Raw genomic sequence first — 12,266 nt, 5'->3', positions numbered from 1 at the left:
GTTTTCGCCAGCAGGCGATCCAGCAGCGCACACAGGGCCTGGGGCAGTTCCGGTGCCAGCCTTGCTGCCGGCGGGTGTGGGCTTTTGACGATGCGATCGACGATGACGTAGGGGCTGTTGTTGTCGCCAAACGGGTTCTGTCCGCACAGCAGGCGGTAGGCCAGCACGCCGAGGGCAAACAGGTCGCTGCGGTTATCCAAGGGCTTGCCCTGGGCCTGCTCCGGCGACATGGCGCCCCAGCTGCCGGCAACGTGCTGCTCGCGGGTGAGGCCGCTGTCTTCCTGCCAGTTCTTGGCGATGCCGAAATCGGTGATCTTGATGGTGCCGCTGCTGTCCACCAGGATGTTCTCGGCCTTGAGGTCGCGGTGGATGATGCCGGCACTGTGGGCGCGGGTGAGGCCGGCGCAGATCTGCTTCAGCAGTTGCAGCTTCTGTGCGAGGTCGGGGCTGCGCTCTTTCTGCCAGCGGTCGAGGCTACAGCCATCGACGTATTCCATCACCAGCGCGATGCCGTGTTCGTCCTCCACCACATCGTAGAGCTGCACGATGTTGTTGTGGTTGAGTTGCGCCAGCAGCAGGGCCTCGCGGCGGATGCGCTCGCCGGCATTGCTACTGTTGGGGTTGCGAAGCAGTTTCTTGATGGCCACCTGGCGGTTCAGGCGCTCGTCGGTGGCGAGGTACACCACGCCCATACCCCCCGAGCCCAAGCGGGTGGTGGCGCGGTAGCGGCCAATGTAAAAAGGTAACTGCTCTGATTGCATGTTGTGACTGCGGTAATTTTTTTCTTACTGGTAAACCGCCGTCCTTGGATGAAAGTCCGTTCCCTGCAGAGTCGGTTTTTTCTGCCTGTATGCGTTGTCCGTTAGTTGGTTTCCACTTCCGGGATTGCGTATTCCCCGGTGCTGGCTTCCAGCTCTTCTTTTTGCGAGCCCTTGAAAATATCCAACAGGTAACAGCCCAGGCGCATCTCGTAGGAGCGGCGCTCCACCAGGCGCGAGGTGTCGATGGCGTCCGGCAGGCTGTCGGCAATTTGCTTGCGCGCGCGGAAGATCTGGGTGTTCAGGTGATTGACGGTAATGCCCAGCTCGCGGGTGGCGAGATCGGCGGACACCCAGCCCTGGTCGGCGTGGTCGATGCCGCGCTGGATATCACGGATACGCGCCCGCGCCAGGTACAGCAGCAGGTAATTGTGGGTGCGTGCCGGCAGGTCGAGGCGCGAGTCGTCACGCGCCAGCTGCAATTGGATATGTTCTTCGTGGTGGCTGACGGAAAAGCGCAGGCGGAAATCCGACACGCACAGATTCTGGAACGACAGTTCGGTAGTGGTGTTCTGGCTGTTGCCGAGGAACAGTTCCCAGCTGTGGCGCGCGCAGTCGATGCGGTTGCCGTGACGTACCAGTTTGGCGGTGCTGCTGTTTTCCGAGCCGTCGAGCAGTTCAAAGATCCACACCCCATTGACCGGGTTGAAGTGCAGGCTGGCGATGGGGTCGTGTTCGTCCGGCAGCAGGTGATAGGACTCGAGTGCCGTGGCTTCGCCGCTGTGGATATCGATCAGCAGGTTTTCCGGCGGGTCCAGGTTCTCCACTTTCCATACGGAATTGTTGGCGCGACCAAAGGTGATCTTGTCACCGATCTGCAGTGGCTGGTTTTTTGCGGGAATAAGCTGCTGGCCATTCACCCAGGTGCCGTTGCGGCTGAGGTCGCGAATGATCCAGTGGCTGCCGGTCCATTGAATGGCGGCGTGAATACCGGAAATTTCCGGCAGGGTGATGCGAGTATCGGCAACCCCCTGGCGGCGGCCAATGGTGTGGTGCGCCATCAGAAAGACGGGTTGATCCCGGTCAGGATGTTGCAAACAAGCCATGTTCAGTCCCTTCCCCAAAAAACTGCATCGTTAAATCCAGCGCGGCGCAGTGCCGCAAAAGGGTGCGAATGCAGGAGTTATCAAGACAGGGCGGCCGGAATAGTTGTTTTCGCGCACAGCCGTGTGCACGGAAACTTGTCAGGAGTCGAGCCTAAATACGTGACCGGAGCCCGTGTTGCTGCGGGCCCTCACTGACCAAATTATTTTTCGCCGGGGCGCGGTCGCGGTGTGGGGTCGCTACATCATTCGCCGCAATCGGCAAAGTGCGCAACCTCTCATTCTTGTTGCCGCGACAGAGCTTTGCGCCGCTGTCTTGAGTCAGTGTTCGCTAACCAATGGTCGAGCGTCCACTATAGTGTTGCCGGGTCATTTATACCGGACTGCGAGCCGAATGCAATGACCGGATGCGAATTGTAACCAAATTTGCACGGGCGTCCCTGTCCCTGTTTATCGGGAATTAAGTGGCGCGCCAATCATCCAGTGCCGGCGGCAATCGTTGTCAGTAGTCGTCGCGGTTTTCTTATTCTTCCGTGTTGTCTTCTTCCGGCAGGTTGCGTCCGTCTTTGCGGTCGAGGTCGCCCACGTCCAGAAATGGTGACGCGTCGATATGCTCGGCGTCCATCATCAGCGCCACCCGCTGCAGCGACGAGATGATCATGGATTGCTCCCACTCGCGCAGGTCGCGGAACTGCTTGACGAAGTGATCCTGCAGCGGGGTGGGGGCGTCGCGGATGATCTCCATGCCTTTTTCGGTCAGGTAGGCGTGCACCTTGCGTTTGTCTTCCTCGGAACGCTCCCGGTACACCAGGCCGCGTTTTTCCAGGCGGTCGAGAATGGTGGTGACGGTGGCCTGGCTGAGGCTGATCTCCTTCGCCAGCGCGCCGATGGTCACCTGGCCGTGCTCGCGAATTGCCTGCATCAATAACAGCTGCGGCGCGGTGAGGCCGGCGGTTTTTACCAGCTGCCGGGAGTGCAGGTCGGTGGCGCGGATCAGGCGGCGCAGGGTGGTGAGTACTTCTTCGATCTTATCCATCAGCAGCAGGGTCTCGATTTCACGGTGGCAGGCGCGGTGGTAATCGCGCCCGCGCCCGACTTTAGGTTCTGCGCTGCTTTTGTCAAATCCGATACCCGGATTTCTGCGGTTTTCCGTTGTGGTCGGGGCGCGCAAGTCGCCTCGGGTGGATTTCTGCGTCTCTTTTTTCCCTGTGCCCGGTGTTGGTGCCCGCTGCCCGTCGGTGGTGCGCGAGCCCCCGTGATTGCTGGCCTTGCGGTGGTTGCGGGTGCCACTGGCTTCGCTGCGATTGATCGTATTTTGATCGTGTTGCATGAGTCTTGGCCTTGAACCCTCCTAAATGTTTAGAGTACTATGAATTTAAATATTTAGATCAGTAAATAATTTTTGGCGGGTCAGGTCAAATTTTCAGCGTTAATTGGCTTATGTTCGATCTTTGTTGCGGGCAATAGCATTTTTTGGCGGTTTTTTCTGAAGTGTGACTCTGATTTAACATTTTGATGACTAAAGGTATTGGTTTGAGTGCCAGCAGCGAGCTAAAAGAAGACGATTCAATTGACGACAAGGTAAACGAGGCGCAGCGGGGCCAACTCCGAAAGCCCCGGGGGATAGAGCGTGAGGCTCCCCGGATTCTGCTGCGCCGCCCGCTCAGCGAGGATGGTGCCGCCGTGCACCGGCTGATCGGCAATTGCCCACCGCTGGATACCAACTCCCTCTATTGCAACCTGCTGCAGGCCAGCCACTTTTCCGCCACCAGTGTGGCCGCGGAACTGGATGGCGAGTTGGTGGGTTTCATCTCCGGTTACCTCGTCCCCGAGCGCCCCGACACTTTGTTCATCTGGCAGGTGGCGGTGGCGGAGCAGGGGCGCGGACTGGGCCTCGCCGGGCGCATGCTGCGCGAAATTCTCGCCCGCCCCGCGTGCACGCAGGTTCGCCACCTCGAAACCACCATCACCCCGGACAACGCCGCCTCCTGGGCACTGTTTCGCAGCCTCGCGCGCAGGCTCGATGCGAAGTGTGCGGATTCGGTGATGTTCGACCGCGAGCGCCACTTCAACGGTCAGCACGACAGCGAAATACTGCTGCGCATCGGGCCGTTCGCCGCGCGCTGATTCGCGTTTCCGCCTTTCTAATTTTTACGCATTTAACTCAATCACCACTTAGGGGTTGTCGACATGAAAGTTTTTGATGAGATCGAATCTGAAGTAATGAGCTACGCCCGCGCTTTCCCGCGGGTTTTTAACAAGGCGCAGGGTGAGTACCTATACGACGAGGAGGGCAACCAGTACCTGGATTTCCTCGCCGGTGCCGGCACCCTGAACTACGGCCACAACAATCCTGTTTTCAAAGAAGCGTTGCTGGATTACATCCAGCGGGATGGCATTACCCACGGCCTGGACCTGCACACCAAGGCCAAGCGTGAGTTCCTGGAAACCTTTTACGAAAAAATTCTGCAACCGCGCGGCATGAGCTACGTCATGCAGTTCACCGGCCCCACCGGCACCAATGCGGTGGAAGCGGCGCTGAAGATCGCGCGCAAATACAAGGGCCGCGAAAACATCATTTCCTTCACCAACGGTTTCCACGGCTGCAGCCTGGGTGCACTGGCGGCCACCGGTAACTCCCACCACCGCGGCGCCTCCGGTGTGAGCATGAGCGGTGTGACGCGTATGCCCTATGAGGGCTACCTGGGTGATGACATCGACACCACTGCCTACCTCGACAAGGTGCTGAGCGATTCCTCCAGCGGTGTAGACCATCCCGCCGCGGTGCTGGTGGAAACCGTACAGGGCGAGGGCGGTATCAATGCCGCCAGTGTGGAGTGGCTGCGCAACCTGCAGGATGTGTGCAAAAAACACGACGTGTTGCTGATCGTCGACGACATCCAGGCGGGCTGTGGCCGCACCGGCAGTTACTTCAGTTTTGAGGAGGCGGGAATCCAGCCGGATATCGTCACCCTGTCCAAATCCCTCAGCGGTTACGGCCTGCCGTTCGCGGTGGTGCTGATGAAACCGGAGCTGGACCAGTGGAAACCGGGCGAGCACAACGGCACCTTCCGCGGCAACAACCTTGCCTTCGTTACTGCCACCGCAGCGATCAACCACTACTGGAGCGACGACAAGTTCTCCAAAGAAATTTTGCGCAAGGGCGACTACATCGAGCAGCGCCTGCAGCGCATTGTCGAGAAGTACGGCGACGGCAACATGACCACCCGCGGGCGCGGCATGTTCCGCGGTCTCAACTGCGTGAGCGGCGAGCTCGCCGACAAGATCACCAGTGAGGCCTTCCGCAACGGGCTGGTCATCGAAACCAGCGGCGCCGACGACCATGTGGTGAAAACCCTGTGCCCGCTGACCATCAGCGACGACAACCTGAAAAAGGCGCTGGATATCGTCGAGGCCGCGGTGGCCAAGGTGTTGAAGGGCGAAGAGGTTCCGGAGGAACACGATTTCTTTGCCAGCAGTGAAGACGTGCAAACCACCACCCTGGCGGGTGCCGCCTGATCCGGGCACCGCGCACCGGCAAACACAACGCAACCAGTAACGAAAAGAGTTAAGTAATGATCGTAAGAAGACTGCAAGAAGCCGAACAATCCGAGCGCCGTATCGTTTCCGAGGGCTGGGAGAGCACCCGCCTGGCGCTGAAAAACGACAACATGGGTTTCTCCTTCCATATCACCACCATTTACGCCGGTGCCGAGCTGCACCTGCACTACCAGAACCACCTGGAAGCGGTGTACTGCATTTCCGGTGAGGGTTCGGTAATGGCCGAGGCCGATGGCGTGGTGCATGAAATTACCCCGGGCACCATCTACCTGCTCGACCAGAACGACAAGCACGTACTCAAGGGCAAGACCGAAATGAAAATGGCCTGTGTGTTCAACCCGCCGCTGCACGGCAAGGAAGTACACAACGCGGAAGGCGCCTACGAGCTGGATGCGGAAGAGGTACGGGACGAAAAATAACGTGGCCATGTTCAGTGCGGCGGCGGAATTCTGGGGCACTAGCCGGGACTATTTCGCCGCAACGGCGAAACCGAAATTCGAAGATGGTCAACGCAGGGACTTCATGAAGACGCATACGGTAGAAAAGATCGGCGGTACGTCCATGAGTGACTACCGCGCGGTACGCGACAACATTGTTTTCAAAAACGGCCGGGCAAAAGGCGAAGGTCTGTACCGGCGGGTATTTGTGGTCTCCGCCTACGGCGGCATGACCGACATGCTGCTGGAGCACAAAAAATCCGGGCGCCCGGGCGTGTTTGCGCTGTTCGCCGGTGCCGATGACGAGCGCGAGTGGTCCGACGCCATGGCCGGCGTGCGCCAGCGCATGCAGGAAATCAACGCATCGCTGTTCGCGGACGACGTCACCCTCGCCAAGGCCAACGCGTTTATCGGCGAACGCCTGGACGACGCCGCGCGCTGCCTCGCGGATCTCGAACGCGTGTGCCAGCACGGCCATTTTGCGCTGGAAGGGCATCTGGATGTGGTGAGCGAAATGCTCGCCAGTCTCGGTGAGGCCCACAGCGCCTGGAACACGGTGCAGCTGTTGCGCCAGGAAGGGGTCAATGCGCGCTTCGTCGATCTCACCGGCTGGCGCGATGGTGAACACAAAACCCTGGATGACCGTATCCAGCAGGCGTTTGCGGATGTGGATTTTGCCCGTGAGCTGCCCATCGCCACCGGCTACGCCCACACCGCCGATGGCCTGATGAAAACCTTCGCGCGCGGTTACAGCGAAATGACGTTCAGCCGTATCGCGGTACTGACCGGCGCCAGCGAGGCGATTATCCACAAGGAGTATCACCTGAGCAGTGCCGATCCGCGCCTGGTGGGTGAAGAGCAGGCGGTGCCCATCGGTCGCACCAATTACGATGTGGCGGACCAGCTCGCCAATCTCGGTATGGAAGCCATTCATCCGCGCGCGGCAAAAGGCCTGCGCCAGAATGCGATTCCGCTGCGGGTGATGAACACCTTCGAACCGGAACACCGCGGCACCCTGGTTACCGGCGACTATGTAAGCGACACACCGCGGGTGGAGATCATTGCGGGGCGTAAAAACATCTATGCTGTTGAATGTTTCGATCAGGACATGATGGGCAGCATGACCAGTTACGACCGGGCGATCAACGACACCATCGCGCGCTTCAAGGGCGCCGTGGTGACGAAGGACATCAACGCCAACACCATCACCCACTACCTCGCCAGCACGCTGAAGACCGTGAAGCGGATCAAGAGTGCGATCAACGAGCGCTTTCCGGATTGCGATATCCAGGTGCGCAAGGTGGCGGTGGTTTCTGCCATCGGCAGCGATATGCAGGTCTCCGGCATGTTGTCGCGCGCAGTCTGCGCGCTGGCGGGTTCCGGCATCAGCATCCTCGCCGTGCACCAGTGTATGCGCCAGGTGGACATGCAGTTCGTCATTGATGAGTGCGATTACGAAAGCGCCGTCAAAAGCCTGCACGCCGCGCTGGTGGAAGTGCACGAGCATGGCGACGCCATATGCGCCGCCTGATACCCAACAGGCTTCCGCTGCTGCCGCCGGCTTTGCTGGCGGCAGCTTGCGTTGTGGCCTCGCTATTGCTGTTGCCCGCCACTCCCGTTACCGCTCAGAATAAAACGGACGTTCCGCCACCGCCTCCCGTCACCAGCGAAGAAAAAGCGCAGAACCAGCAAAAACAGCAGGAACTGGACAAGGTTGCAGAGGCTGTGGATAACCTGGACAAGCCGCTGTATTCCGCGTTTATCGAGCGCTATGTACTCGACGAACTGAAACAGCTGCGCATCGATATGGCCGCGCAGAAAGTGTCGCTGACGGAAAATATCGTCGACCGCCAGCTGAGTGCCGCCGACAAGGCCATCACCTACGCCACCGACACCATCACCTATTTCTTTTACCTGATTGCCGGCTTCAGCTCCCTGCTGGTGATCATGGGCTGGACCTCCATTCGCGATGTGAAGGAAAAGGTGCACACCCTCGCCAACCAGGAAATTTCCAAGCTGGTGGAGCAGTACGAGGCGCGCCTGCGCAGTATCGAGGAGCAGCTGTCGGAGAAAACCCAGCACATCGAGAACAACCGCGATGAAATCGAGCTGACCCGGGAAATTCACTCGCTGTGGCTGCGCGCCGGGCGCGAGCAGACGCCCACCGGAAAAATCGCGGTGTACGACCAGATTCTGAACCTGCGCCAGGACGACGGCGAGGCGCTGACCTACAAGGCGGATGCGGTACTGGAACTGGATGAGCCGCAGTGGGCCATCAACCTGTGCCTGCAGGCGCTGCAGATCGACGGCGAAAACGGCAATGCCTATTACCAGCTGGCCTGTGCCTACGCCTACCTGGAGCAGTGGGAAGAGTCCATCAACTACCTGAAAGAAGCGCTCGCCATTTCACCGGCCTACCGCGACGAGGCGCTGGAGGATCCCGCGTTCAACGCGCTCTATACCCGCAAGGAGTTTGCCCAGCTGATGGGCATCCAGCCGGAACAGCCAAAACCGAAAGATGCCGATTAACGGCACACTGCCGTCATTCAAAAAATATAACGATTAAAAGCCAATTGTCCGGGGGCCTATTCATGTTGCTCAGTTTCCTGTTTTTTCTCAGCCTGTTTGCCGCCGTCGGCATCAGCTCCTACCGCAAAAGCCGCGGTACAAAAAAAGACTATTACCTCGCCAGCCAGGACGTGTCGCCGATGCTGGTGGGGTTGTCTGCAGTGGCCACCAACAACAGCGGTTACATGTTTATCGGTGTGATCGGCTACACCTATGCCACCGGCCTCGCCTCGATCTGGCTGATGCTGGGATGGATTCTGGGGGATTTTCTCGGCTCCCTGTGGATGCACAAAAACCTGCGTGAGGCGGCAAAGCGCAGTGGTGAATCCAGTTACGCCGGCGTGCTCGCCTGCTGGCAGGGCACACGCTTCGGGGTGTGGCAGAAACTCGCCGGTGTGCTCTCGCTGTTGTTCCTGCTGGCCTACGCCAGCGCGCAGCTGGTGGCGGGCAGCAAGACGCTGTACGTGGTATTGGATATGCCCATCTGGAGCGGCGCGGTGATCGGCGGCGTGATCGTCGCGGCCTACTGCCTCGCCGGCGGCATTCGCGCGTCGATCTGGACCGACGCGGCACAGTCGCTGGTGATGGTGGTGGCGATGGGACTGCTGCTGTTTGTGGCCACACAATCGGTCGGCGGTGTCGCTGCGGCCTGGCAGGCGATGGGGCAGGTAGAGGGATACCTCAACTGGTATCCGCAGGACCTGTTACTGCCAGGGCTGGCGGGCGGCATCCTGTTTGCGTTGAGCTGGCTGTTTGCGGGTATTTCGGTGGTGGGCCAGCCCCATGTGATGGTGCGCTTTATGGCCCTGAACGATTCCCGCCGCATGCTGCACGCGCGCTGCTGGTACTACCTGTGGTTTACGGTGTTCTATTTTATGGCGACGGGTGTGGGGATGCTGTCGCGCATTCTGCTGAGTGATGCGGGCGCTTTCGATGCGGAGCTGGCGCTGCCGATGATGGCGATGGAGTTGTTGCCGCCGGTGCTGGTGGGGCTGGTGCTTGCGGGCATTTTTGCCGCAACCATGTCCACGGCGGATTCCCTGGTACTGAGCTGCTCGGCGGCACTGACCCACGATTTGCTACCGCAGCGCACGGAAAACACCCGCATGCTGAAACTCGCCACCCTGGGGATAACTTCGGCGGCGGTGGGCTGGGCACTGTTGAACAAACAGAGTGTGTTCAGCCTGGTGGTGATGAGCTGGTCGGCGCTGGCCTCGGCGTTTGCACCGTTGCTGATGGTGCTGGCTGCGGGCGGCAAACCTTCGCAAAGGCTGGCAGTTGTGATGAGTGTGCTGGGGTTACTGACCGCGCTGGTGTGGCGTTGGGTCGGCTGGCACGCGCATGTTTACGAGGGAATGCCCGGAATCCTGGCGGGGCTGCTGGTATTTGTGGTTGGGCGCCTGGTGGTTCGGGAGCCTCTGGGAAAAGCCGCGAGTGCCTGAAAAACAAGAAACCCGGCACTGAGGCCGGGTTTCTCGTCCATCCTGTGAGATGGAAATCGATAGCAACTAGAGCGTTACTGACGAATACCTTCCACATCCAGAATCAGCTCAACAGTCTGGGATGCCGGGCCCAGGTCGTAGTCGATGCCGAAGTCTTTCAGTTTGAATTCGGTTTTGCCGGTGAAGCCCTGGCGGTAGCCGCCCCAGGGATCCTTGCCGCCGCCGATTTCGGACACGTCAATGGAGATAGGCTTGGTCACACCGTTCAGGGTCAGGTCGCCCTTCAGCAGCGCTTTGCCCTCGCCCTTCGGTTCGAAGCTGCTGCTCTTGAAGGTGGCAGTGGGGAACTTGTCCACGTTCAGGAAATCCTTGCCGCGCAGGTGCTTGTCGCGCTCTGCGTGGTTGCTGTTCAGGCTGGTGGTGTCCACCGTCATCTCAATGGAAGAGGCTTCCGGCTTCGCTTCGTCATAGGAAAAGCTGCCATCGAAGTTGTCGAAGCGGCCATACAGCCAGCTGTAACCCAGGTGCTTGATGCGGAACTGGACAAACGCATGCGCGCCCTTGGTATCGACTTTGTAAATGGCGGCCTGGGCAGTGGTGCCTACCAGGGCGGCAAACAACAGAACAGCAAGTTTTTTCATGGCTCGGTTTCCTTTGGTTGGTTTCGAGTAAATTAAATGTGAGCAATCACTTCATTGAGAGAAATCAATTGCGCGGCCTCAACCTTGTCGCGGCGCCAGCCCAAGCATTTTTCTGAGTGTTCTGTCTTTATTGACGAAATGGTGTTTGAAAGCCGCAATACCGTGCAACAACACCAGCCCCATCAGTGTCCACGCCAGATACTTGTGAATCACACCTGCGATATCTTCCTGATTTTCCAGCCCCTGCAAGGTCGCCGGCACCGGGAACCAGTTGAACACTTCGATCGCGCGCCCATCGGCGGTGCTGATCAGGTAGCCGGAGACGCAAATCATCAGCAGCAGGGCATAGAGGAACCAGTGTGCAGCACCGGCAGCGCGCTGCTGCCAGCGTGGTGCCGGCTCCGGGGCCGGGCTCACATTGGCCCAGCGCCACAGCAACCGCGCAACCAGCAGGATCAACAGCACAATACCCACGGACTTGTGGATATCCGGCCCCTGCCGATACCACGGGTCGTAATAGCCGAGTCCGCGCATCCACCAGCCCAGGGCGAACATGCCGATGATGGCCGGCGCCATCAGCCAGTGAAAAGCGACGGCCACCCAGCCATAGTGGGATGTAGTGTTGCGAGTCTGCACGTCTGACTCCGTCAATGTTTTTTGAAGAGTCGCATTATAAAAATTCTATGGCGCCGGAATAGCACAAAAAGCCGGAACTATTTTTCGAAAAATTCGCACAGGTGAAAATTTTGGCTGGTTTTTGACCGCCAATGGACCTGCCTATGCTGGGAAATAGAAGATCAGCAGGGGGAGTTGCGCAGGAGATCAGTAGTGTGTGCTGTGCTGGCGCTCCGCGGCGTGCAGTATTTTGCCCAGCAGTACCGGGTCCAGGTGTGAGCGGTCACTCAGCTGGTGGGTGAGCCAGTCCAGGTCGTGTACCGGTGTATGGTCGCCGCGGCCGTTTTCCATCGCCATCTGTTCCAGTTGCCAGATCACGTCCAGCAGCAGGTCCGGTGCCAGTGGTGGTTCGTCTTCCGCGGAGAACAATTCGTTTTCCAATCGCTCCAGGTCCCGGCGTCGCACCACAAGTTCGCCGTAATTGGGGTACCAGCGGCTGCTGTAGGGCTCGGGGCGATTGCGGAAATCGAAGGTGATGCGCAGGCGGTTGCCGTCGGTATCTTCGAGGGTGGGGGTGTCGTTTTCTTCCGCCGGCAGCGCGGGGCGCTGGCGCAGGATGCCGACGATTGCACGCCAGTCGCTGTTGTGGGTGGGGCTGAGGCGCAGGGGGTGCTTGAGAACGATGTTGGGCTTTCCTGGCTGGTCCAGGTAGCGGAGCTGTTGTCCGGGGCGGTACCAGTAAAGGTCCAGCTGGTGGTCTTCGGCGAGGCGGGCGAGGTCATCGCTGGTCAGCGGTTCTTCCGACAGGGCACTCAGGTGATCCACGGCCTGCTGGATACTGAGCCAGCGGCGCATGTGGAATGGTCTGTCGCTTGGTTTTCCTGTGCGTTTACCGCTCGCCGTTGCCATGATCGCCCCGCTTCCCTGCGATTTCTGCCACCCATTAAGGTTAGCAGTTGGCGGTCAATTGGGCGGTTACAACCAGCCCTTCTTTTTGAAATACAGGTAGGGCGCCATGCCCGCCATCAGCATCAGCAACAGTGCCCAGGGGTAGCCCAGCAGCCACTGCAGTTCGGGCATATGTTCGAAGTTCATGCCGTAGATACTGGCCACCATGGTCGGCGGCAGGAAAACCACCGCG

At 59.4% G+C, this 12,266-nt stretch carries 13 protein-coding genes; 6 read left to right on the top strand and 7 right to left on the bottom strand.

Annotation, left to right across the window (positions count from 1 at the left end; translation table 11 throughout):
- The 3 genes from VIL80_RS14035 to VIL80_RS14025 form a co-directional block, all read right to left on the bottom strand.
- A partial coding sequence (locus tag VIL80_RS14035) for a serine/threonine-protein kinase (protein WP_332036718.1) occupies nucleotides 1-761 on the bottom strand: 761 nt, incomplete at its 3' end.
- A gap of 101 nt (nucleotides 762-862) precedes the next feature.
- A complete protein-coding gene (locus tag VIL80_RS14030) occupies nucleotides 863-1,864 on the bottom strand; it encodes an FHA domain-containing protein (protein ID WP_332036717.1) in 1,002 nt (333 codons plus the stop codon).
- Nucleotides 1,865-2,384: 520 nt separating this feature from the next.
- The gene (locus VIL80_RS14025) at nucleotides 2,385-2,897 is read right to left on the bottom strand and encodes a MarR family winged helix-turn-helix transcriptional regulator (protein ID WP_332036720.1); all 513 of its coding nucleotides are present in this window, start codon (nucleotides 2,895-2,897) and stop codon (nucleotides 2,385-2,387) included.
- A 479-nt stretch (nucleotides 2,898-3,376) separates the two neighbouring features.
- On the opposite strand from VIL80_RS14025, the gene ectA reads away from it, so the two are divergent.
- The 6 genes from ectA to VIL80_RS13995 all read left to right on the top strand — a co-directional run bounded on the left by ectA (nucleotide 3,377) and on the right by VIL80_RS13995 (nucleotide 9,869).
- Complete coding sequence (gene ectA / locus VIL80_RS14020) at nucleotides 3,377-3,988, top strand: diaminobutyrate acetyltransferase (RefSeq protein ID WP_332036716.1); 612 nt, start codon at nucleotides 3,377-3,379, stop codon at nucleotides 3,986-3,988.
- A gap of 63 nt (nucleotides 3,989-4,051) precedes the next feature.
- Nucleotides 4,052-5,380 (top strand): diaminobutyrate--2-oxoglutarate transaminase, encoded by a 1,329-nt coding sequence (gene ectB / locus VIL80_RS14015; RefSeq protein ID WP_332036715.1) that lies wholly within the window; start codon nucleotides 4,052-4,054, stop codon nucleotides 5,378-5,380.
- A gap of 56 nt (nucleotides 5,381-5,436) precedes the next feature.
- Entirely contained in the window at nucleotides 5,437-5,841 is a 405-nt protein-coding gene (locus tag VIL80_RS14010; protein WP_332036714.1) for an ectoine synthase, read from the top strand.
- Between the two features lie 103 nt (nucleotides 5,842-5,944).
- Nucleotides 5,945-7,390 (top strand): aspartate kinase, encoded by a 1,446-nt coding sequence (locus tag VIL80_RS14005; RefSeq protein WP_332036713.1) that lies wholly within the window; start codon nucleotides 5,945-5,947, stop codon nucleotides 7,388-7,390.
- Complete coding sequence (locus VIL80_RS14000; RefSeq protein WP_332036712.1) at nucleotides 7,378-8,388, top strand: TPR end-of-group domain-containing protein; 1,011 nt, start codon at nucleotides 7,378-7,380, stop codon at nucleotides 8,386-8,388. Before VIL80_RS14005 ends, VIL80_RS14000 begins: the two co-directional genes overlap by 13 nt.
- Before the next feature lie 62 nt (nucleotides 8,389-8,450).
- Nucleotides 8,451-9,869, top strand: coding sequence for a sodium/proline symporter (locus VIL80_RS13995; protein WP_332036711.1), 1,419 nt, complete (start codon nucleotides 8,451-8,453; stop codon nucleotides 9,867-9,869).
- Between the two features lie 74 nt (nucleotides 9,870-9,943).
- On the opposite strand, the gene VIL80_RS13990 is transcribed toward VIL80_RS13995, so the two are convergent.
- From VIL80_RS13990 to VIL80_RS13975, 4 genes are all read right to left on the bottom strand, one after another.
- A complete protein-coding gene (locus VIL80_RS13990) occupies nucleotides 9,944-10,510 on the bottom strand; it encodes a YceI family protein (RefSeq protein ID WP_332036710.1) in 567 nt (188 codons plus the stop codon).
- 78 nt (nucleotides 10,511-10,588) lie between these two features.
- A complete protein-coding gene (locus tag VIL80_RS13985) occupies nucleotides 10,589-11,146 on the bottom strand; it encodes a cytochrome b (RefSeq protein WP_332036709.1) in 558 nt (185 codons plus the stop codon).
- 186 nt (nucleotides 11,147-11,332) lie between these two features.
- On the bottom strand, nucleotides 11,333-11,980 hold the full coding sequence (locus VIL80_RS13980) for a hypothetical protein (protein ID WP_332036708.1): 648 nt from the start codon (nucleotides 11,978-11,980) through the stop codon (nucleotides 11,333-11,335).
- Nucleotides 11,981-12,100: 120 nt separating this feature from the next.
- Nucleotides 12,101-12,262 carry a CorA family divalent cation transporter gene (locus VIL80_RS13975; protein WP_332036719.1) on the bottom strand — a complete coding sequence of 54 codons (162 nt, stop codon included), beginning with the start codon at nucleotides 12,260-12,262 and terminating at the stop codon, nucleotides 12,101-12,103.
- Nucleotides 12,263-12,266: the final 4 nt, after the last annotated feature.

The organism is Microbulbifer sp., assembly GCF_036563125.1.
In the GTDB taxonomy this organism is placed as follows: domain Bacteria; phylum Pseudomonadota; class Gammaproteobacteria; order Pseudomonadales; family Cellvibrionaceae; genus Microbulbifer.
The sequence above is the reverse complement of the archived record's forward strand: the minus strand, read 5'-3'. Positions and strand labels throughout refer to the sequence as shown.